The sequence below is a fragment of the Aurantiacibacter sp. MUD11 genome (genome assembly GCF_026967575.1).
Classification (GTDB): domain Bacteria; phylum Pseudomonadota; class Alphaproteobacteria; order Sphingomonadales; family Sphingomonadaceae; genus Alteraurantiacibacter.
The window spans coordinates 569616-591647 of record NZ_CP114054.1 but is presented as its reverse complement, the minus strand read 5'-3'; the positions used below and the strand labels follow the sequence as shown (position 1 = coordinate 591647).

At 64.7% G+C, this 22032-nt stretch carries 19 protein-coding genes and 1 tRNA gene; 13 read left to right on the top strand and 7 right to left on the bottom strand.

The window, feature by feature from the left end:
• The first annotated feature begins 75 nt into the window (after nucleotides 1-75).
• A complete protein-coding gene (gene trxA, locus OZN62_RS02885; protein WP_269101250.1) occupies nucleotides 76-396 on the top strand; it encodes a thioredoxin in 321 nt (106 codons plus the stop codon).
• Here trxA and OZN62_RS02880 read toward each other — a convergent pair.
• Nucleotides 393-1199, bottom strand: a complete 807-nt coding sequence (locus OZN62_RS02880) for an inositol monophosphatase family protein (RefSeq protein WP_269101249.1) — start codon at nucleotides 1197-1199, stop codon at nucleotides 393-395. The two genes, trxA and OZN62_RS02880, sit on opposite strands and share 4 nt — an antisense overlap.
• Entirely contained in the window at nucleotides 1199-2425 is a 1227-nt protein-coding gene (gene argJ, locus OZN62_RS02875) for a bifunctional glutamate N-acetyltransferase/amino-acid acetyltransferase ArgJ (RefSeq protein WP_269101248.1), read from the bottom strand. Before argJ ends, OZN62_RS02880 begins: the two co-directional genes overlap by 1 nt.
• A gap of 108 nt (nucleotides 2426-2533) precedes the next feature.
• Between argJ and OZN62_RS02870 the strand changes: the two genes are divergently transcribed.
• The 3 genes from OZN62_RS02870 (at nucleotide 2534) to OZN62_RS02860 (ending at nucleotide 6500) form a co-directional block, all read left to right on the top strand.
• Nucleotides 2534-2794, top strand: a complete 261-nt coding sequence (locus tag OZN62_RS02870) for a hypothetical protein (RefSeq protein WP_269101247.1) — start codon at nucleotides 2534-2536, stop codon at nucleotides 2792-2794.
• Nucleotides 2795-2886: 92 nt separating this feature from the next.
• Nucleotides 2887-5691, top strand: a complete 2805-nt coding sequence (secA, locus tag OZN62_RS02865; protein WP_269101246.1) for a preprotein translocase subunit SecA — start codon at nucleotides 2887-2889, stop codon at nucleotides 5689-5691.
• Nucleotides 5692-5744: 53 nt separating this feature from the next.
• On the top strand, nucleotides 5745-6500 hold the full coding sequence (locus OZN62_RS02860; protein ID WP_269101245.1) for a class I SAM-dependent methyltransferase: 756 nt from the start codon (nucleotides 5745-5747) through the stop codon (nucleotides 6498-6500).
• A 146-nt stretch (nucleotides 6501-6646) separates the two neighbouring features.
• Here the strand turns inward: OZN62_RS02860 and OZN62_RS02855 are convergent.
• Together OZN62_RS02855 and OZN62_RS02850 are read right to left on the bottom strand one after the other, a co-directional pair.
• Nucleotides 6647-6721, bottom strand: a tRNA-Asn gene (locus tag OZN62_RS02855).
• 71 nt (nucleotides 6722-6792) lie between these two features.
• A complete protein-coding gene (locus OZN62_RS02850) occupies nucleotides 6793-7584 on the bottom strand; it encodes an NAD kinase (RefSeq protein ID WP_269101244.1) in 792 nt (263 codons plus the stop codon).
• Nucleotides 7585-7713: 129 nt separating this feature from the next.
• Between OZN62_RS02850 and OZN62_RS02845 the strand changes: the two genes are divergently transcribed.
• Entirely contained in the window at nucleotides 7714-8517 is an 804-nt protein-coding gene (locus OZN62_RS02845; RefSeq protein WP_269101243.1) for an EAL domain-containing protein, read from the top strand.
• Here OZN62_RS02845 and mfd read toward each other — a convergent pair.
• From mfd to OZN62_RS02830, 3 genes are all read right to left on the bottom strand, one after another.
• Nucleotides 8514-11996, bottom strand: a complete 3483-nt coding sequence (gene mfd / locus OZN62_RS02840; protein ID WP_269101242.1) for a transcription-repair coupling factor — start codon at nucleotides 11994-11996, stop codon at nucleotides 8514-8516. The two genes, OZN62_RS02845 and mfd, sit on opposite strands and share 4 nt — an antisense overlap.
• A 75-nt stretch (nucleotides 11997-12071) precedes the next feature.
• The gene (locus OZN62_RS02835) at nucleotides 12072-12350 is read right to left on the bottom strand and encodes an FAD assembly factor SdhE (RefSeq protein ID WP_269101241.1); all 279 of its coding nucleotides are present in this window, start codon (nucleotides 12348-12350) and stop codon (nucleotides 12072-12074) included.
• 56 nt (nucleotides 12351-12406) lie between these two features.
• Entirely contained in the window at nucleotides 12407-12787 is a 381-nt protein-coding gene (locus OZN62_RS02830) for a hypothetical protein (RefSeq protein ID WP_269101240.1), read from the bottom strand.
• Nucleotides 12788-12997: 210 nt separating this feature from the next.
• Here OZN62_RS02830 and recG point away from each other — a divergent pair, with 210 nt between their 5' ends.
• From recG to OZN62_RS02790, 8 genes are all read left to right on the top strand, one after another.
• Nucleotides 12998-15064 (top strand): ATP-dependent DNA helicase RecG, encoded by a 2067-nt coding sequence (gene recG, locus OZN62_RS02825; RefSeq protein WP_269101239.1) that lies wholly within the window; start codon nucleotides 12998-13000, stop codon nucleotides 15062-15064.
• Between the two features lie 91 nt (nucleotides 15065-15155).
• Nucleotides 15156-15521: a hypothetical protein gene (locus OZN62_RS02820; RefSeq protein ID WP_269101238.1), complete on the top strand. Its 366-nt coding sequence runs from the start codon at nucleotides 15156-15158 to the stop codon at nucleotides 15519-15521.
• Nucleotides 15522-15623: 102 nt separating this feature from the next.
• Nucleotides 15624-17207, top strand: coding sequence for an amino acid permease (locus tag OZN62_RS02815; protein ID WP_269101236.1), 1584 nt, complete (start codon nucleotides 15624-15626; stop codon nucleotides 17205-17207).
• Between the two features lie 135 nt (nucleotides 17208-17342).
• On the top strand, nucleotides 17343-19109 hold the full coding sequence (locus OZN62_RS02810; RefSeq protein ID WP_269101235.1) for a DUF885 domain-containing protein: 1767 nt from the start codon (nucleotides 17343-17345) through the stop codon (nucleotides 19107-19109).
• Between the two features lie 87 nt (nucleotides 19110-19196).
• The gene (locus OZN62_RS02805; protein WP_269101234.1) at nucleotides 19197-20438 is read left to right on the top strand and encodes a lipoprotein-releasing ABC transporter permease subunit; all 1242 of its coding nucleotides are present in this window, start codon (nucleotides 19197-19199) and stop codon (nucleotides 20436-20438) included.
• The gene (locus OZN62_RS02800) at nucleotides 20431-21111 is read left to right on the top strand and encodes an ABC transporter ATP-binding protein (protein WP_269101233.1); all 681 of its coding nucleotides are present in this window, start codon (nucleotides 20431-20433) and stop codon (nucleotides 21109-21111) included. Before OZN62_RS02805 ends, OZN62_RS02800 begins: the two co-directional genes overlap by 8 nt.
• Nucleotides 21112-21120: 9 nt before the next feature.
• Nucleotides 21121-21639 (top strand): hypothetical protein, encoded by a 519-nt coding sequence (locus OZN62_RS02795; protein ID WP_269101232.1) that lies wholly within the window; start codon nucleotides 21121-21123, stop codon nucleotides 21637-21639.
• A gap of 50 nt (nucleotides 21640-21689) precedes the next feature.
• Nucleotides 21690-22022, top strand: a complete 333-nt coding sequence (locus OZN62_RS02790) for a hypothetical protein (protein ID WP_269101231.1) — start codon at nucleotides 21690-21692, stop codon at nucleotides 22020-22022.
• Nucleotides 22023-22032: the final 10 nt, after the last annotated feature.

Here is a 22032-nt window from a genome sequence, read left to right as displayed (position 1 = left end):
CTTTTGCGCTTCGCCCATTGAGTCGGCAGCAAGGCTGCTTAGTTTATGGGCCAAGAGAAATCAGGAGAACCCGATATGGCCACCGTGAATGTAACCGACGCCAGCTTCAAGGCCGACGTGCTCGATGCCGACAAGCCCGTGCTGGTCGATTTCTGGGCGGACTGGTGCGGCCCGTGCAAGATGATCGCACCCGCGCTGGAAGAGCTGTCGGACGAGCTGGCCGACAAGGTCACGATCGCCAAGATGGACATCATGGAGAACCCCGACGTGCCGGGCTCCATGGGGGTGCAGTCGATCCCGTTCCTGGTGCTGTTCAAGGATGGCAAGCCGGTCGCCCAGCAGATGGGTGCCGCGCCGAAGAACGCCCTCAAGGGCTGGCTCGAAAGCCAGCTCTAAGCCTGCAATGAATTGAGTCGTGCCGCCATTGCTTCCCACAGGGCGGGGGTGGCGGCGCCGACCAGGCCTTTCCGGTCCCATTCGTCGACACGATAGGGCGAACTGTCATCGGGCCGGGCGGCCATGCCGCCAGCTTCCTCCAGCCACAGACAGCCCGCCGCGTGATCCCACGCCAGCGTGCGCTCGAAGATCGATACGTCGTTCTCGCCCAGCGCGAGGCGCGGGTACTGCTCGGCCGCGCAATAGGGAATGTCTGTGAGACGGTAATGCGGGCAAATGTGCTCGATCATCGCCTCGCGCTTGGCATCGTCCATGAAGATCAGCGAGATCGCCGCGACGGGTGACTCTTCGCCGGTCGCGACGGAGGTCACACGCTCGCCATTCACGAAAGCACCCGCGCCGCGATGGGCCGTGCAGAACCGGCCCGTCAGGCAATCGTAGATCCAGCCGCTCTGCGCCATGCCGCCATCGGCCCGCGCGATCAGTACGCCGAACGGCGGTTGTCCGCTGGCGAAATTGCGCGTGCCGTCGATGGGATCGACGATCCAGCAAGGGCCTTTCAACAGGTCGAGGGCTGCCGGGTCTTCATGCACGAGTTCCTCGCCCACGAAGGGCAGGTTCGGTGCGAGCCTTTCCAGCCCCTCGCGCAGCGCCGCCTCGCTTTCGCGGTCGGCCACGGTGACGGGATCTCCGCCGCCCTTGTCCTCCACCTCGCCGCTGGCGAGGTTGCGATAGCGTGGCAGGATCACGCTGTCCGTGACGTCGCGCACCAGCGCGAGGATTTCGCGGTCCAGCGTCTGCATCAGGAGCGGTAATCGGCGTTGATGGAGATGTAGCCGTGGGTCAGGTCGCAGGTCCACACGGTTGCCCGGCCATCGCCAAGGCCGATATCGACCGTGATGTCGATTTCCTGCCCTTCGAGGTGCTTGGCCACGGGGGCCTCGTCGTAATCGGCCAGCGGCAGGCCGTCGCGCGCCGCCCAGACGCCGCCGAAGGCGATGCCCAGCTTGTCACGATCCGCCGGTTCCCCCGCCTTGCCGACCGCCATCACGACACGGCCCCAATTGGCATCCCCGCCGGCGATGGCCGTCTTCACCAGCGGCGAATTGGCAATGGCCAGGCCGATGCGGTGGGCGCTTTCGGCGCTTTCTGCGCCATTGACCGTCACCGCGATGAATTTCTGCGCCCCTTCGCCATCGCGCACCACCAAGTGGGCGAGCTGGCGGCACAGGTCTTCCAGCGCTGCCATGAAGGCATCCGCACCCGCATCGTCGAACGAGGCGAGCGGGGCATTGCCAGCCTTGCCGGTGGCGAAGGCTAGCACGGTGTCGCTGGTGGAGGTGTCGCTATCGACAGTGATGCAGGAGAAGGTGCGCTTGTTCGCCGCGCTGAGGCACTGTTGGAGGAATTCGTGGTCGACGGCTGCATCGGTGAACACGTAGCCCAGCATGGTGGCCATGTCGGGCGCGATCATGCCGCTGCCCTTGATGATGCCGTTCAGGGTCACTCGCTTGTCGCCGATCATGGCGGAAGTGGTGGCACCCTTGGCAAATGTGTCTGTAGTTCCGATGGTTAGTGCGGCCTGTTCCCACGAACACTCATCTGCATCCAGCACCGCCGCAATGCCCGCCTGCGCCTTGTCCTTGGGCAGCGGCACGCCGATCACGCCGGTGGAGGAGACCAGCACGTCCGACGGTTCGCAGTCGAGGTGGTGGGCTACCTGCGCCATGATCTGCTCCACCGCTTCGCGCCCGCGATAGCCGGTGAAGGCGTTGGAATTGCCGGCGTTGACGACCAACGCCCGCGCACGGCCCAGCTTCACCTGTTCGCGGCCCAGTTCCACTTCGGAGGAACAGCAGACGTTCTTGGTGAAGACGCCCGCCAGCGCCGTTCCTTCCGCCAGTTCGACATAGGTCAGGTCTGCCCGGTCCCAGTTCTTGTATCCCGCCCGCGCCACGCGCAGCTTGACGCCGTCGATTGGCGGCATGTCGGGAAAGGGCAGGGCGAGCGGAGAGCGTTCGAGGTCCATGGGTTGCACGCCATAGTTGCCCTTGCGCGCCGCGCCAACACGACAATTCACCGCTACGCGGGAATGGTCAGTGGACTTTAAGGAAAACAGCGCTATCTGAAACCCCACATGCTGCGCCAATTGCTCACCCTGCTTGCCGTCATTTCCGGCCTCGGTCTCTCGGCCGCGCCTGCGGTTGCGGCGGAAGCGAGCGTAATCAGCGTTGCCGCAGCAGGCGCTTCCGAGGATTGCCAGGCCGTCGTCAGCATGCCGCTGGAGTTTTCCCGTGGCAGCATGGCGCGTTCGCTGCGCGGAAAGCCGTGCCAGCCGGCTCCGGTCATCGTCATCACCCCCACGGTGCAGTTGCAGGCAGACCGCGCGCGCGAATAGCCGCGCCGCCTCCCGCATAACTCGACCCCGTTCTCTCGCCACGCATGCATTGCGCGTGGCCTTTCCATTTTACCTGACAGGATTCTCCCACCATGTGGCAGACCATCGCCAAATCCATTTTCGGTTCGTCCAACGACCGCTACGTCCGCTCGCTCGACAAGATCGTATCCCGCATCAATGCGCTGGAGGAGCAGCTTGAAGACTTCTCCGACGAGGAGCTGCAGGCGCAGACGCTGAAATTCCGCAAGAAGCTGGAAGAGGGGCAGACCCTCGACGACCTGCTGCCCGAAGCCTTCGCCACCGTGCGCGAGGCATCGAAGCGCGTGATGGGCATGCGCCATTACGACGTGCAGATGGTGGGTGGCATCGTGCTCCATCGTGGCGAGATTGCCGAAATGAAGACCGGCGAGGGCAAGACGCTGGTCGCCACGCTGGCGGTGTATCTCAACGCCATCGAGGGCAAGGGCGTGCACGTGGTGACGGTGAACGATTACCTTGCCGCGCGTGACGCCGAATGGATGGGCCAGTTGTACAAGTGGCTGGGCCTGACCGTGGGCGTGATCGTGCCCAACATGCCCGAGGCCGCTCGCCGCGAGGCCTATGAGTGCGACATCACCTACGCCACCAACAACGAACTGGGCTTCGACTACCTGCGTGACAACATGAAGCAGGAGCGCCGCCAGATGGTGCAGCGCCCCTTCAACTACGCCATCGTCGACGAGGTCGACTCGATCCTGATCGACGAGGCGCGTACCCCGCTGATCATCTCCGGCCCGACCGAGGACAAGTCCGACCTCTACATCGCGCTGGACGAGGAGGTGAAGAAGCTCGTCGCCGACCAGAAGGCGCTGGAGAAGGAAAACGGCGGTCCGCTGGGCGAGGACGAGGGCTTCTACAAGACCGACGAGAAGTCGCGGAACGTCTCGCTGACCGAGGAAGGCGTGGAAGAGATGGAGCAGCGCCTGATCGCTGCCGGCTTGCTCGAAACCGACAACCTCTACGACGTCGAGAACACCCAGGTGGTTCACCACCTCGACCAGGCGCTGCGCGCCGTGGTGATGTTCAAGAAGGACACCGACTACATCGTCAAGGACGACAAGGTCGTGATCATCGACGAGTTCACCGGCCGCATGATGGACGGACGCCGGTGGTCGAACGGCCTGCACCAGGCGGTGGAGGCGAAGGAAGGCGTGGCGATCCAGCCCGAGAACCAGACCATGGCCTCGATCACCTTCCAGAACTATTTCCGCATGTATCCCAAGCTGGCCGGCATGACCGGCACCGCCGCCACCGAGGCGAGCGAGTTCTGGGACATCTACAAGCTGAACGTGGTGGAAATCCCCACCAACGTCCCCGTCGCCCGCATCGACGAGGAGGATGAGTTCTACAAGAACACGATGGACAAGTTCGGCGCCATCGCGAAAGCCATCAAGGAAAAGAACGAGATCGGGCAGCCGGTGCTGGTCGGCACGGTCTCGATCGAGAAATCGGAACTGCTCAGCCAGTTTCTCGACAAGGAAGGCGTGAAGCACGCCGTGCTGAACGCCCGTTTCCACGAACAGGAAGCGCATATCGTGGCGCAGGCCGGCCGCCTGGGCGCGGTGACGATTGCCACCAACATGGCCGGTCGCGGTACCGACATCCAGTTGGGCGGCAACGTCGAATTCCGCATCGAGGACGAGCTGGGCGAGATGGAAGACGGCCCCGAGAAGGACGCCGCCATCGAACGCATCAAGGCCGAGGTCGCCGAGGAACGCCAGAAGGTGAAGGACGCCGGCGGCCTGTTCGTGCTGGGCACGGAACGGCACGAGAGCCGCCGCATCGACAATCAGCTGCGTGGCCGCTCGGGTCGCCAGGGCGACCCCGGCCTGTCGCGCTTCTACCTCTGCCTGGAGGATGACCTGCTGCGCATCTTCGGCCCGGACACGCTGTTCGCCAAGATGATGAATTCCAACCTGGAGGATGGCGAGGCAATCGGCTCCAAGTGGCTCTCCAAGGCCATCGAGACGGCGCAGAAGAAGGTCGAAGCGCGCAACTACGAAATGCGCAAGCAGGTCGTGCAGTACGACGACGTGATGAACGACCAGCGCAAGGTGGTTTACGAGCAGCGATCCGAGATCATGGATGCCGAGCGCGTCGACGACGTGGTGGAGGAAATGCGCCAGGATGCGATCAATGCCCTGGTCACCACCGCCTGCCCGCCGGGATCCTATCCGGAGCAGTGGGATGTCGAAGGACTGAAAGCGAAGGTCGACGAGGTTCTCGGCCTGACGCCGCCCATCGACGACTGGATGGAAGAGGAAGCGGTCGAGCCCGAGTTGATCGAGGAACGGCTGCAGGACATGGCCGAGGAAAAGCTCGCTGCCCGCGTTACCGAGATTCCCGAGGAAAGCTGGCGCCGGGTCGAGAAGAGCATCCTGCTCGAACGGCTCGACTTCCACTGGAAGGAACACCTCGCCACGCTCGATGCGCTGCGCCAGGTGGTGTTCCTGCGCGCCTATGCGCAGAAGCAGCCGATCAACGAGTACAAGCAGGAAGCCTTCGGCCTGTTCCAGACCATGCTCGACACGCTGCGGGAAGACGTCACCAAGGTGCTGATGACGGCGGAACTGCGTCCGGCCACGCCGCCGCGCCCCGCTGCGCTGCCCGACCTGCCGGACTTCCTGACCGGGCACATAGACCCGCTCACCGGCGACGAAAATTCCAACGATGGCGACGGTTCGCGCTTCATGGAGCCGCTGTTCGGCACGCTGGCCGGTTCGCCGGTGGCGCAGACTGGTACCCGCGGTTCGGCGCAGCGGGAGGACCCGTACAAGAACCAGAACATCAGCCGCAATGCGCAGTGCCCCTGCGGTTCCGGCAACAAGTACAAGCATTGCCACGGGGCGGCAGGCTAAGCGCTTGCTCCTGCAGCAATAAGGGATAGCATGGGGGCGAAGGGAGAGCCTCCATGCGTTATCTCGCGATTGTGTCCGCCACTGCTTCGGCACTGGCGCTTGCCGCCTGTTCGGCCAACGAATCCCCGGTGCCCGTCAGCTATGCGGCGAATATGCAGGATTTCATCCTCGCTGCGGTGGTCAGCCCGGCGCGACCAGCGGAGGACGTGGCGCGGGACGAAGCTCGCAAGCCGGTCGAGATCGTCGCCTTTGCGGGCGTGCAGCGCGGTGACGTGATTGCCGAAATCGCGCCGGGCGGCGGCTTCTACACGCGCATCCTGGCGCAGGCGGTGGGGCCGGAGGGCAAGGTCTACGCCCTGATGCCGGCATTCTTCGCCAACCGTCCCGGCGGCCTCGACGGCATCAACGCCATCGCCGAGCAGTACGGCAACGTCGAAGTCGTGGTGGTGGAGGGGTATGACACGCTGTCATTCCCGGAGCCGATCGACCTGTTCTGGACGACCGAGAACTATCACGACCTCGCCAACGGCGACATTTCCGTGGTCAACAGTGCCGTGTTCGGCGCGCTGCGTCCTGGCGGTATCTTCTTCGTCGAGGATCACGCGGCACCCGGCACCGGCACCAGCGCCACCGCCACGCTGCACCGGATCGATCCTGCCGCGGTCGTGGACCAGGTGACGAGTGCGGGCTTCACGCTGGAGGCCGAAAGCGACCTGTTGCACAACCCGGCCGATCCGCACGACGCCAGCCCGCGCGAGTTCGACGGGGTGAGCGACAAGTTCGCGCTGCGATTCCGGAAGCCTGCCTGAAGCCGGAGTGTGCCTGCGGGAACCGTCCCGCGATTCGCCAGTTATCCATCACAAGGCCGCGCCGCCTCCCTGGCCCCAAGGGTCAAAGAAGCGCGGCCTTTTTGCTGCGCGTTATCCGCGCCGGCCTCTCACGATGTGGGTGAAAATGGCTCCCCGAGTTGGATTCGAACCAACGACCAAGTGATTAACAGTCACCTACTCTACCGCTGAGCTATCGGGGAGCAGCCCGAAGGCAGGAGTGGCCCTATATGGGGGCGGATTCGGTTTGGCAAGGCCCCAATTTTACCTTTGGTCAGGTTACGAATTGTTCGGCCACAATTCGTTCGTCCAGCGCCTGGTGCGGGTCGAACAGCAAGGTCATTTCCTTGCTGTGATCGACCTCGATGTGCACTTCCGCCACATCGCGCACTTCCTTGGCGTCGGCCACGGCGGCAACGGGCCGCTTGGCGGGCTCGTTGACGCGGAAGGTCACCTTGCTGTGATCCGGCAGGATTGCGCCGCGCCACCGGCGGGGGCGGAACGGGCTGATCGGGGTGAGCGCGAGCATGTTTGACTCGAGCGGCAGGATCGGGCCGTTGGCCGACAGGTTGTAAGCCGTCGAGCCGACCGGAGTGGAGAGCAGGATACCGTCGCCTGCCAATTCGGGGATGCGAACGCGGCCGTTTACCGAAATCTCGATCTTGGCGGTCTGGTGCGTTTCACGCAGCAGGCTCACCTCGTTGATGGCGCAAGCCGAATGCTTCTCACCGGTCTGCGTGACGACATTCATGCGCAGCGGTTTTACCGTGAGCGGCTTGGCTTCCTCCAGCCGCTCCAGCAGGCCGCTGGCGCCATGGTAGCGGTTCATCAGAAAGCCCACGGTGCCAAGGTTCAAGCCGAAAACCGGCAGGATCCGTTCGCTATCCAGCATGTCGTGCAGCGCATCCAGCATGGTGCCGTCGCCGCCCAGGGCGATCACCACATCCGCCTCGTTGATGGGCACGAATTCGTGCCGTTCGCTCAGTTCACGCGCGGCTTTTCTCGCCCTCTCGCTTTGCGAATAGAGCAATGCCAGCTTCTCGAACTTGGGACTTTCGCCTGCCACGAACCCTGTCTCCCACCCTCTGGGATTGCGACACTATGAAGCGCCGTCCCGATTTGCAACGAAGCTGTTGCCGCTGCTGACGCGGTGACCGAAATGCGACACTGGAAACTCATGCCAATAGCTCCACCGTTGAATACCCCTTTGCAGTGCCGTCGCCAGCGGCCCGACCGTCGTCGCGCAGAGCCGCATCCGATCACGGAGGAGCTGGCCGAGGCGCTGGCGAACGGTGCGATCACGCTGCTGTTCCAGCCGCAATTCCGCGCCGCCGACGGTGCCCTGGTGGGGGCAGAGGCGCTTGTTCGGTGGCAACATCCGGAGCATGGCGCGCTGGCCGGCGACTCACTGGTCGCCATCGCCCAGAGTGGCGGCCTGTCACGCAGGCTGGCGCGACATATCGCCCGCGCCGCCATGGCGGCAGCGGTTAACTGGCCGTCGGACCTGCGGCTGTCGCTCAATGTCACGGCCATGGACCTGTTCGACCGCACATTCGCGGAAGACCTGCTGGCCATGCTCGACGACACCGGTTTTCCGGCGGACCGGCTGACGCTGGAGATTACCGAGCAGGCACTGGTCGCCGACCTCGATCGCTCCGCCGAGCGGCTGCGCGAACTGGCGGATCACGGCATTCGTATCGCGCTGGACGATTTCGGCGCGGGCTTCTGCAACTTCCGTTACCTCAAGGTGCTGCCGCTCCACGCACTCAAGCTCGATCGTTCGATGATCGAAGGCGTGACCACCTGCGAACGTGACCTGGCCGTGCTGCGCGGCATCCTTGCCATGGCCAATGCCCTGGACCTTACGGTGATTGCCGAGGGGATCGAGACCGCTGAATTGCGCGATGCCGTGGTGCGGGAAGGCTGCGACGTCTGGCAGGGTTACCTGGGCGGCAAGCCAACGGAGCCCGCTGCCTTCCAGGCATTGACCACGGTCTAGGCCGCCTTCTTCTCCGCCCGTTTGACGACGTTGCTCAGCCCCTTGGTCAGCTGGAACAGGCCGTTCAAGCGGCTTTCCGGATCGCCCCAGGCGCGGTTGATCACCAGCTTCATGTCGGGCCGCAGCTTGGCGGTGCCTTTCAGGCGGTCGACATAGGCGATCAGGCCGGCGGGATCGGGAAAGCTGTCCTGGTGGAAGGTGACCAGCGTGCCGCGCGCGCCAACCTCGATCTTGGCGATGCAGGCCTCGATGGCCTGGGCCTTGATCTCGATAAGGCGGATCAGGTTCTTGGTCGATTGCGGCAGGTCCCCGAAACGGTCGATCATCTCGGCGGCGAGGCTTTCGATCTCGGCCTTGCCTTCCGCCTGGTTCAGGCGGCGATAGAGCGCCATGCGCACGGCAAGGTCGGGCACGTAGTCCTCGGGGATCATGATGGGCGCGTCGACGGTGATCTGCGGTGACAGGCCGCTGCGGTCGGCTTCCAGCCCCATGTCGCCGGCCTTGGCGGCCATGATCGCGTCTTCCAGCATCGACTGGTAGAGTTCGAAGCCGACTTCGCGGATATGGCCGCTCTGCTCGTCGCCTAGCAGGTTGCCCGCGCCGCGAATGTCGAGATCGTGGCTTGCCAGCTGGAAACCCGCGCCCAGGCTGTCGAGATCGCCCAGCACCTTCAGGCGCTTCTCCGCCACTTCGCTCAACTGCGTGTCGGCGGGGGTGGTGAGATAGGCATAGGCGCGAATCTTCGACCGGCCGACGCGGCCGCGCAGCTGGTAAAGCTGGGCCAGGCCGAAACGGTCGGCACGGTGGATGATGATGGTGTTGGCGCTGGGCAGGTCCAACCCGGATTCGACGATGGTGGTGGAGAGCAGCACCTCGTACTTGCCCTCGTAGAAGGCGCTCATCCGTTCCTCGATCTCGCCCGCGCCCATCTGCCCGTGGGCGGAGACGTATTTCACTTCCGGCACCGTCTCGTGCAGCCAGTCTTCCAGCGGCCCGAGGTCGGAGATGCGCGGCACGACGATGAAGCTCTGCCCGCCGCGATGGTGTTCGCGCAGCAAAGCCTCGCGCACCACCATGTCGTCCCACTCCATCACGTAGGTGCGCACGGCCAGTCGGTCGACCGGCGGCGTCTGGATAGTGGACAGTTCGCGCAGGCCCGTCATCGCCATCTGCAGGGTGCGTGGGATCGGCGTGGCAGTGAGGGTGAGCACGTGCACGTCGGCGCGTAGCTGCTTCAGCTTTTCCTTGTGGGTTACGCCGAACCGCTGCTCCTCGTCGACGATTACGAGGCCGAGATTCTTGAACTTGGTGTTCTTCGACAGGATGGCATGCGTGCCGATGACGATGTCGACCTTGCCTTCCGCCAGGCCATCGCGCGTTTCCTTCATCTCGCGCGCGGGAACGAGGCGCGACAGGCGGCCGATCTTCAGCGGGAAACCGGCGAAGCGTTCGGAGAAGTTCTGGAAATGCTGGCGGGCGAGCAGGGTGGTGGGAGCAACCATTGCCACCTGCTGCCCGTTCATCGCCGCGACGAAGGCGGCGCGCAGGGCGACTTCTGTCTTTCCGAAACCGACATCACCGCAGACGAGCCGGTCCATCGGCTTGCCGCTCTCCAGGTCGCGCAGCACGTCGGCGATGGCTTCTTCCTGGTCCTCGGTCTCCTCGTACTGGAAGCGGTCGAGGAACTGGCCGTAGCTGCTTTCATCGACAGGGAGGGAAGGGGCCTTCTTCAAGGCGCGCTGGGCGGCGACCTTCATCAGTTCCCCGGCGATCTCGCGGATGCGCTCGCGCAGACGTGCACGGCGGCGCTGCCATGCCTCGCCGCCAAGTCGGTCGAGCGCCGCGCCTTCTTCCGAAGAGCCGTAGCGCGACAGCACGTCGAGATTTTCGACCGGGATGTAGAGTTTGTCGCCGCCGGCATATTCCAGCATCACGCAGTCGTGCTGACTCTTGCCTGCGGCGATGGGTTCAAGGCCCAGGTACTTGCCGATGCCGTGGTCGACATGGACGACAAGGTCGCCGCGCGACAGCGCCTGCAATTCGGCGAGGAAGGCGTCGGCATCCTTCTTGCGCTTCTTGCGGCGCACGAGGCGGTCACCCAGCAGGTCCTGCTCGGTGACGACTTCCATCTCGTCATTGGCGAAGCCGGTGTCGAGCGGCAGCACCATGGCCGTCGCCTTGCCCTTGGCGGAGGCGCCCAGCGCCTCCTGCCAGGTCTCGGCCAGCTGCACCGGTGTGCCCGCCTCTTCGAGGATCGAGGCGATGCGGCTGCGCGAACCGGTGGAATAGGCGGCCAGCAGCGGACGCTTGCCGTCCTTGCCCAATGCCTTGAAGTGCGCGGCGGCGGCTTCGTAGACGTTCTTGCCCGCGCTCCGTTCCGGCGTGAAATCGCGCGCCGAGCGGAAGCCGAAATCGACGACCTTGTCGCTTTCCGGCTCGGCAAAGATCGATGCCTTGTGGATCGGCCAACCCTGCAGGGCGCGGTCGACCTCTTCCTTGGTCAGGTAGAGCTGTTCGGGATTGAGCGGACGATAGCTGCCCTTGGCCTGCCCCGAAATTTCACCGCGTTGGCGGTGATAGTCGGCAATGTCGGCCAGCCGTTCCTCGATGGATTGCATGGCGGCGGAATCGATCACCACCGTGTCGGACTGGTCGAGATGGTCGAACAGGGTGTCCAGCCGTTCCTCGAACAGCGGCAGCCAGTGTTCCATGCCCGCGAGGCGTCGCCCGTCGCTGACGGCTTCATAGAGCGGGTCCTGCGTGGCGCCGGCACCGAATTTCTCGCGGTAACGGCTGCGGAAGCGCTTGATGCTGTCTTCGTCCAGCAGTGCCTCGCTGGCAGGCAGCAGCAGGTGCTCCTCGATCGTGGCCGTGGTACGCTGGGTGTTCGGATCGAACAGGCGCAGCGATTCCAGCTCGTCGCCGAAGAAATCCAGCCGCAGGCCCGCTTCCAGCCCGCTGGGGTAGATGTCGACGATGCTGCCGCGCATGGCGAATTCGCCGGTGTCGACCACCGTATCGACGCGGGTGTAGCCCTGCCGCCGCAGCAGCGCGGCGAGGCTCTCGTGGCCGATCTCCACGCCCTTGCGGAATTCGCGGACCGCCTCGCGGATGCGGAAGGGGGAGAGCACGCGCTGCACCAGGGCATTGGCGGTGGTGACCAGCAGCTGGTTCCCCCCGCGTGCATTCTGCAACTGGTGCAGGGCGGCCAGCCGCTGCGCGCTGACCGAGAGGGCCGGGCTGGCGCGGTCGTAGGGCAGGCAATCCCAGGCCGGGAATTCGATCACCTGCAATTCAGGCGCGAAGAAGTGTGCGGCATCCACCACGGCGCGCATGGCGGCGTCGTCCGGGGCGACGAAGACGGCCCGCTGCTTTGCTGCCCGGGCCAGGTCGGCCATTACCAGCGGCTGAGCACCGCGGGCGACCTGCGCGAGGGTCAGCGGCTGCTTGGCCGACAGGATGCGGGAAAAATCAGGCATGAACTCGTCTATCCGGCAAACGCAAAAGCCCCCTTCCCGATCCGGGGAGGGGGTGCGCGAGTGAACTTTCCGCCGCTAAATGCGCACGTAATCCAGCTTGCGCAAGGCATCCATTTGGGCACCCTGCATGTGTTGCGGCGGCTTATCGCGCTCCATCGCCCATGCCATCACGTCGACATCGTCGAAATCCAGCAGTGCCTCGAACCAGGCGAGGGCGGCTTCGTCCCAGTCTGCGTGGTAGGTGTCGAAGTAACAGCCGAACATGTAGTCGGCCTCGCGCGTGCCGCGATGCCAGGCGCGGAACTTGGCGCGGGCGAAGCGTTGGGAAAGGTCGGTGGTTTGGTCTTCAGCCATGGAAAAGGGGCGCCTCGTCGAACGAAGCGCCCCTGTGGACCGTCAATCGTCGCCGATCAAGGGTGGGTGTGGGTGTAGACGGTGGTCGAGCTCTCGACGAGCGTGTCCCACTCCTCGCCCAGCGCGTCGAGCGCTTCCTGCCCGCCGACGATCTCCGACATGGCTTCCCAGAAGGCCTCGCGCTCGGCATTCGCATGGGTGTCGAACGTGGACATGCCGCGCGGCATTTCGGTGATGATGATCAGGTCGTAATCCTCGTTCATCATCACCCAGTGGACCGTGGCCGGCGACAGGCCGGCCGCTTCGCGTGCGGGGTCCACATATTCCGAGCGGATTTCCGTCCACCTGTTCTCGGAGCCCGGCGTGAGCTTGAGCATGGTCACCGAATAGGTGGTCCGTGGCTCTTCTTCCTGCGCGATCGCCGGAGTCGCAAGCACCGAAAGGGCCGCGCACGCAGCCAAGGTTTTTACTGTTTTCAACATCTAAGGTTCCCCCCCTGATGCCCGGACCAATTACCCCCAGGTCCGGGGCCACAAGCGACCCGAGGTAGCGATGTATCACCAATTTGAAATTTGGCGAAACATTACTGGCATGAGTGTGAGTAGCGGGCACTTCGCAACGGTGGGCAGACAGGTTACAGCCGCGGCATGCGTCCGGACGAGCTCAATCCCCTGTTTGCCGAGACCGATAGCCTCGAAGGCGTCGGACCGAAGCTGAAAAAGCCGCTGGAAAAGCTGGGCCTGACGCGTATCCGCGACCTGCTCTACCATCTCCCGGAACGCTTCGTCGTTCGCCGCGCCGTCGCGGACCTGGACGAGGCACAGGTCGGCGAACAGGTGGTTGTCGGACTGACCGTCACCGAACATCGCGCCAGCCGTTCGCAGCGCGGTCCGTACCGGGTGCTGGCGCAGGATGCGAAGGGCAATATCTGCGCGCTCACCTACTTCGGGCGCGCCAGCTACACGGCCAAGAAGCAGTTGCCGGTGGGCGAGAAGCGCTGGGTGGCCGGGCGGCTCGACCAGTACGACCAGATGCTGCAGATCGTCCATCCGGACCATGTTTCCGAGACGAGCGACGGCGCCATGGGCAAGATGGTGGAGCCGATCTACCGCCTGTCCGAAGGGCTGACGCAGCCGCGCGTCGCCTCGTTGGTGGCGCAGTCGCTGGAGCGCGCGCCAGAACTGGCCGAATGGATCGAACCCGCTACGCTGGACCGCGAGGGCTGGCCCACATGGCGCGATGCGCTGGTGTTGGCGCACAAGCAGGAAAACGCCAAGGCGCGCGACCGGCTCGCCTATGACGAGCTGTTTGCCAATGCGCTGGCGCTGATGCTGGTTCGCCAGTCCAACCGCCAGCGCAAGGGACAATCGTTGCAGGGCGACGGCAGCTTGCGTGACAAGCTGCAACTGCCGTTCCCGCTTACCGGCGCGCAGACGCGCTCGATTGCCGAGATTGCCGGGGACATGGCGCAGGCCAGCCCGATGCTGCGGCTGCTGCAGGGCGACGTCGGTGCGGGCAAGACGGTGGTGGCGCTGGAAGCCATGCTGGTCGCCAACGAGGCCGGGGCGCAGGCCGCCTTGCTGGCGCCCACCGAACTGCTCGCCCGCCAGCATTACGAGACGTTGCGCAAGATGGTTGCGCCCACCGGCGTCGAAATCGCCCTGCTGACGGGCCGTGACAAGGGCAGGGCGCGCGAGTCCATCCTTATGGGGCTGCTCGATGGCAGCATCGACATCGTTGTCGGCACCCATGCGATCTTCCAGGAGAGCGTCTCTTACAAGAATCTCGGACTGGTGGTGATCGACGAGCAGCATCGCTTCGGCGTCTCGCAGCGCCTGATGCTGACGCAGAAGGGCAAGGTGACGCCGCACACGTTGGCGATGACGGCCACTCCGATCCCGCGCACCTTGGTGCTGGCGCAGTATGGCGAGATGGAAGTCAGTCGCCTCGACGAACTGCCACCGGGACGGCAGGCCATCGACACCCGCGTGCTGCCGCTCGACAGGCTGGAGGATATCGTCGCCGCCGTCGGCCGTCACCTTGAGACCGGCCAGCAGGCCTACTGGGTCTGCCCGATGGTGCGTGACAGCGAGACGATGGATGACGACCTTGCCGCTGCCGAGGCGCGCTTTGCCTCCTTGAGGGAACGGTTCGGTGACGATGTGGTGCTGGTCCACGGCCAGCTTGCGCCCGAACTGAAGGATGCGGGCATGGCGCGCTTTGCCGCGGGCGATGCGAAGCTGCTGGTGGCGACCACGGTGATCGAGGTCGGCGTGGACGTACCCAATGCCACACTGATGGTGATCGAACAGGCGGAACGCTTCGGCCTTGCCCAATTGCACCAGCTGCGCGGTCGTGTGGGCCGGGGCGCGGACAAGAGCACCTGCCTGCTGCTGCGCGGCAACGAACTGTCCGAAACGGGAAAACAGCGCCTCGCCCTGATGCGCGAGACACAGGATGGCTTCCGCCTTGCCGAGGAAGACCTGCAGCTGCGCGGAGGGGGCGAATTGCTCGGAACCCGCCAGTCGGGCGACGAGGCCTTCAACATCGCCAGCCTCGAACAGATCACCCGCCTGCTGCCCGTGGCCAATGCCGATGCCAAGTTGCTGGTGGACCAGCAAGGCGGGCTAGAGAGCGAGCGCGGCAAGGCCGCGCGCCTGGTGCTCTACCTGCTGGAACGCGACTGGGGCGTGCAGACCCTGCGTGGCGGATAAGCCCTTGGCCTAGGCCGCTTTCCGGCTAAGATTGCCTTCTGTTTGCCGGAGAGAGCTTGGAATGGCCGATTGTCCGAAATGCCGTGGATCGATGGAAGTCGGCTCGACCTTCATCGACTATTGGGGGTGGCGGGTGCCGCTCAAATGGGCCGATGGCGTTCCCAAGAAGAGCATCTGGACCGGCCTTTCGCTGTGGGGAAAGAAGCATACCGACGTTGCCTCTCGCCGGTGTCGAGAGTGCGGCTATCTCGAGCTGTTTGCCGGTAGCGGGGTAGAAGCCGACTTCGGCGGGATGCAGCTTCGCGCGGAGAACGAACGCCTGAAGAAAGAGATGTCCCGCGTGCTCGAGCGCATCGCCACCCTGGAGCGCATCGCTACCGATCCGGCCGTGCGTACCGCGCGCGAGATCGAGGAATTGCGCAAGCTGCCGGACCCCGGCGAGGACGATAAGCGATAGCCCCGTGCGAATCCGCTTGCGCGTCTCGCTGCTTGGCATATGCCCCGCATTCCGGCTGTTCGAGCGGGGCTGTCCCGCGGCAAGCCTGGTGGATTCTCGCCGATGATTTTTGATCGGGTAAAGCCGCTCGACGCCATTCTGGCGACAGCCGCGAAGAAGTCGCTGCATCGTACGCTAGGCGCCTGGCAATTGATGCTGTTCGGGATCGGCTGCATCATTGGCACTGGCATCTTCGTGCTGACCGCGGCCGGTGCGCAAAAGGCCGGTCCCGGCTTGATGCTGGCCTTCGTGATCGCCGGCCTGGTCTGCGTGGTGGCGGCGCTCTGCTATGCTGAGATCGCCGCCATGATCCCGGTCGCCGGATCGGCCTACACCTACAGCTACGCCACGATGGGCGAATTCCTCGCCTGGACGGTGGGCTGGGCGCTGGTGCTCGAATACGCCATCGCGGCCTCGGCGGTTTCGGTTGGCTGGTCTGGCTATTTCGCCGGCACCATATTGAACGAATTCCTGGGAATAGAACTGCCGCAATGGCTGGCGGCAGGGCCGCTGGTGCTGGGCGGCGAGCCGGGTGGATTCATCAACCTGCCCGCGCTGGTGATCGCCCTGCTGGTAACCTGGCTGCTGATGATTGGCACCAGCGAAAGCGCCAAGGTGAATGCCGTGCTGGTGGCCATCAAGGTGGCGGCGTTGACCGCCTTCATCGGCCTGACCTTGACCAGCGCCTATTTCGATCCCGACCAGTTCAACCCGTTCCTGCCCGCAGGCGTGTTCGGCGGCTTCGGTTCGGGCGTCGGGGCAGTGGGCGCGGCGGCAACGATCTTCTTCGCCTACGTCGGGTTCGACGCGGTTTCGACGGCGGCGGAGGAAACGAAGAACCCGCAGCGCAACGTGCCCATCGGTCTTGTTGGATCGCTGCTGTTCTGCACGCTGTTCTACATCCTGGTTGCTGCCGGGGCCATCGGCACCATCGGCGGACAACCGATCATGGGGCCGAATGGCGTACCGTTCCCCGCCGGTTCCGAGGAACTGGCGCGCCAGTGCGCCATGGCCGAATATTCGGCAGCACTGGTCTGTTCCGACGAGGCGCTGGCCCACGTGCTGCGCCAGATCGGTTTTTCCGGCATCGGCAACATGCTGGGCATCGCGGCCTTCCTTGCCTTGCCCTCGGTGATTCTGGTGCTGCTGTTCGCGCAGACCCGCATCTTCTTCGTGATGAGCCGCGACGGGCTGCTGCCCGAAGGGCTGTCCAAGGTGCACCCCAAGTGGAAGACGCCCTACGTCGTCACCGCCATCACCGGGGTGATCGTGGCTATCGGCGCGGCCTTCCTGCCCGTGGGACAGCTGGCCGATATCGCCAATGCCGGGACGCTCTATGCCTTCCTGATGGTGGCGGTCGCGGTCATGCTGCTGCGCAAGACATCGCCCGACCGGAAGCGGGATTTCCGCACGCCGATGCTGTGGCTGGTGGGTCCGGCGACGATCTTCGGTTGCGCCTTCCTGTTCCTCAACCTGCCGCTGGAAGCCATGCTGGTGCTGCCCATCTGGAGCGTGATCGGCGTGGTCATCTACTTCGGCTACAGCCGCGGCAACAGCCACCTGGGCCGGGGCATCGTGGAAGTGGTGGACGATATCGAAGGGGTCGAACACGCCTTCCCGATCGATACGCCGGAAAGCCGCGACTGATAACTGCGAAAGGCCGGAGCAGCGGGCTGCGGTGCTCCGGATTCTCTGTGCAATCGCGTTTCGGCGCTTGTGCGTGGCGTCGAGGACGATAGTCTCCGGTGCAACCAGACCTGACCGTACCGGAGATTTCACCCAATGAACCGCCTTCTTGCCGCCTCGACCCTCGCTCTCGCACTTGCCATGCCCGCCCCGGCGCTGGCTGGGCCCGCCGAGGACTTCGTCGAACTGCGCGAGGATGTGTGGCAGTGGGTGCTCGACCAATCGCCCTCGTTGGCGACCGATATCGGTGACCGGCGCGGCGACGGGAAGCTGAGCGATCCCTCGATGGAAGCCTACGACCGCCGCCTGGAGGAAACGCGGGCGTTCCAGGCGCGGTTGCAGGCGATCGATCCGGCAGAGCTGCCGGGCACGCTGGACATCGACTATGCGCTGATGGCGCGCGATTTCCGCGATACGCTGGAAGCCGCGGAGCATGAGCACGATCGCTATGTCACCTTCACCAACCGCGGCGGGCCGCAGGGCGCAATCAGCGGACTGCCCTATTCCTCGCCGCTGTTCACCGTGGCCGACTATGAGAGCTACCTCGGTCGCCTGGAAGCCTACCCAGAATACATCCAGGCCTTCATCGACCGCAGCGAAGGCGCCATCGAACGCGGGCTGACGCAGCCGTGCGAGCCGATGGAAGGGTTCGAAAACCGAATTGGTGGCCTGATCGCCGATAGCCCCGAGGAATCGGTCTGGTGGCGGGCCTTCGCCACCCAGCCGTCGACCATCTCGAATGACGAGTGGGCCGCCCTGCAGGCGCGTGGCCGCACGGCGATTTCCGAAGGTGCGTTCGAAGGCTTGGAAGCCTTCCACGCCTTCTATGTCGAAGACTACGCCCCGAATTGCCGCACGGACGAGGCTCCGGGCGTTGGCGGAACGCCGGGTGGGCAGGAATACTACGCCTCTCGCGTGCGCAGCTTCACCACCACGGAGATGACTCCGCAGGAAGTTCACGAACTGGGCCTGTCCGAAGTCGCGCGCATCCGGGCCGAGATGGAGGAGGTGGCTGCCGAGGCCGGCTTCGACAGCCGCGAGGCCTTCATCGAGCACCTGCGCACCGATCCGCAGTACTATCCGACCGACGAGGAAAGCTACCTGCAGTTCACCGCCGCGCTGGCGAAGGAAATCGATGGCTGGATGCCGCGCCTCTTCGGTCGCCTGCCGCGCCTGCCCTATACCGTGCTGCCGATCCCGGCGGCCAATGCTCCCGGCAACACCACCGCCTATTACGAGCGCGGATCGATGGCGACGGGGCAGCCGGGCATCTACCGCCTCAACCTGACCGAACTGGACCAGCGCCCGCTGTGGGAACTGCCGGCGCTGGGGGTGCATGAGGCCGTTCCGGGCCACCACCACCAGATCGCCTTGCAGCAGGAACTGGATATGCACCCGCTGCGCCAGTACGCGACCTTCTTCACCGCCTTCACCGAGGGCTGGGGTCTCTATTCGGAACGCCTCGGCATCGAGATGGGCCTGTATGACACGCCGGCCAAGGAAATGGGCCGCCTCAGCTACGAGATGTGGCGCGCGAACCGCCTGGTGGTCGACACCGGCATCCATGCCATGGGCTGGACGCGCCAGCAGGCAGTCGATTTCATGCTGGAGAACACCGCGCTGTCCGAAGGCAACATCAATGCCGAGGTCAACCGCTACATCACTTGGCCGGGCCAGGCGCTGGCCTACAAGCTGGGTGAGCTGAAGATCCGCGAGCTACGGGCGAGGGCGGAGGAAGCGCTGGGTGCCGATTTCGACCTGCGCGCCTTCCACGACACCGTGCTGGAGAACGGCGCGGTGCCGCTCGACGTGCTCGAAGCCCATGTCGACGGGTGGATTGCGGAGCAACTCGCCAGCGAGTGAACGGGGCATAGCGCGGCCATTTTCATTGCAGCGCAAGGTTGCGCTTCCTAAAGCGCTGCCACGCACACTTGTCTCAGGAACGGCTTCTTGATCCTTTCTCCCTTCGAATGGTCGATTGCCAAACGCTACATGCTGCCGGGACGCAGCGAGGCGGTGATCGCGCTGGTGGCGGGCATTTCCATCACGGTGGTCATGCTCTCGGTCGCCATGCTGGTGATCGTGATGAGCGTGATGAACGGCTTCCGTGCGGAACTGCTTGACCGCATCACCGGGCTGAACGGCCATGCGGTGGTGCAGGGCTATGGCCAGCGGATCGAGAACTGGGAAGAATTGCTGGAGGATATCCGCAACACCCCAGGCGTGGTGCGCGCATCGCCGCTGATCGAGCAGCCGCTGCTGGGGACCTACAACGGGCGGGCCGAAGGAATCTTCGTGCGCGGCAATACGCCCGAGGACATCCAGCGCATGGAGGAAAACGTGCTGGTGGGTGACCTGGCGACGCTGCAGCCGGACCTGCGCAATGTCGCCATCGGCTCTCGCCTGCAGCAGAACCTCGGCATCCGGCTTGGCGACACGCTGACGATCGTCAACCCGCAAGGCCGCCCGACGCCCTTCGGCACGGTCCCGCGACAGGTCGGCTACACGGTGACCGCCGTGTTCGAAGTGGGCCTCTATGATTTCGACGAGCGGTTCGTGGTGATGCCCATTCCCAGCGCGCAGACGCTGCTGATGACGGGCGATTCCATCGGCATGATCGAGGTGAAGACAGAGGATCCGGACCGGGTGGCCGAAATCCTCGCCCCGATTGCGGAGCAACTCTCCGGCAGGGCCGTGCTGACCGACTGGCAGCAGATGAACGCCTCGCTGTTCGAGGCCTTGCAGGTCGAACGCGTGGCCATGGCCTTCGCGCTGGGCATCATCGTGCTGGTGGCGGCGTTCAATATCCTGTCCTCACTGGTGATGCTGGTGCGATCGAAGACGCGCGACATCGCCATCATGCGCACCATGGGCGCGACCCGGCGCAGCCTGCTCAAGATATTCGTCACCACCGGCTCCATCGTCGGCGTGATCGGCACGGCGGCAGGCGTATCGCTGGGTCTGCTGGTGCTGTTCTTCCGGCAAGGGATCATCACTTTCCTCAGCCGCGCCTTCGGCATCGAACTGTGGGACCCGTCGATCCGTTTCCTCACCGAACTGCCGAGCAAGACCGACCCGTTCGAAGTGCTGGCGATTGCCGGCATGGCCATGGGGCTGAGCTTCCTCGCCACGCTGTATCCGTCCTATCGGGCGGCCAATACCGATCCGGTGGAGGTGCTGCGTTATGAATAGCACCCCACCCGTCATTCGCCTGACGAACCTCGCCCGCAGCTTCGAGCAGGGAGGCGTGCGCATCGACGTGCTGCGCGGCGTGAACCTGGAGATTGCTCCCGGTGAAATCGTGGCGCTGCTGGGGCCGTCCGGTTCCGGCAAGTCGACGCTGTTGCAGGCGGTCGGGCTGCTGGAAGGCGGTTTCTCCGGGAAGATCGAACTGGCGGGCAACGATGCCAGCCAGCTGGATTCCGCCGGTCGCACGACGCTGCGCCGCGATCACCTTGGCTTCGTCTACCAGTTCCACCACCTGCTGCCCGACTTTACCGCGCAGGAAAATGTGGTGCTGCCGCAACTGCTGGTGGACGTGAAGCGCACTGACGCCGTGGAGCGGGCGCGCGAACTGCTCGGCGCGCTCGGCCTCGAACATCGCCTTGACCATCGTCCCAGCCAGCTTTCGGGCGGTGAGCAGCAGCGCGTGGCCGTCGCCCGCGCGCTGGCCAATCGCCCGCAACTGGTGCTGGCTGACGAACCGACCGGCAACCTGGACGAGGCGACTTCGGAGCGCGTGCTCGACCAGTTCCTCGAACTGGTGCGCGGGCAGGGCAGTGCGGCGCTGGTCGCCACGCACAACGAGAGGCTGGCAAGCCGGATGGACCGCGTGGTAAGGCTGCACGAGGGACGGATAGACTAGGGGAAATCCATGGGCATTCTCGCCGCCTCGCTGCTCGCCATGCTGCAACAGGGGAGCGCGACGCCGCCGCCCGCTTCGCCCCCTAATCCCTGCGCTGCCGAGGAATTCGCTGCCTTCGATTTCTGGGTCGGTGAATGGGATGTCTACCAGACCGGCACCGAAACGCAGGTCGCCACCAGCCGGATCGAGAAGGTCAGCAATGGCTGTGCCGTGCGCGAGACCTGGATGCCGCTGCGCGGCGGCACCGGTTCCAGCCTGACGACGCTCGATCCGCAGACCGGCACCTGGCACCAGCTCTGGGTCGGCGCGCAGCCGGGACGCGTCTTATTCGAAGGCGGACCCGTGGACGGAGCGATGATCCTCACCGGTTATTGGGGACAGGACCAGCAGGGGCAACCAATCCTGGTGCGGATGACCTATACGCTCGGCGAGGACGGTTCTGTCCGGCAATATGGGCAGGCCAGCAGCGACCACGGCCAGAGCTGGAGCGACAGCTTCGACCTGACCTACCGACCAAAAGCCGGGTAACCTTCGCGGCAGAACCTGCGAACAGGTGGGCAAGCAATCAGGAGAGCGGCGTGCTCGAAGCATTCAACGGTTGGGTTCTGGGACTGGGGGCACAGTACAATGTGAACCCCTACGTCTTCGCGGCGATCTATGTCGGCGCGATCCCGTTCTTCTTCGCTTCGATTGGGTGGCTGGTGAAGCGGGCGCGGGCCGGGCGGTCTACCGTCGTGCCGACTATGCTGGCGGGTTTCTTCTTCGTTTCGGCCTACCTGTACCTTGGCATTTTCGGCGAGGACATCCCGCTGTGGGTGTGGATCTTCCTGGGCGCGCTGGTCGCCTACGGCGCGGTGTCCACCATCCGCGACACGCGCAGGAAGATCGCCGCGGGCGACAGCGCCGAATAGGGCGATTTTC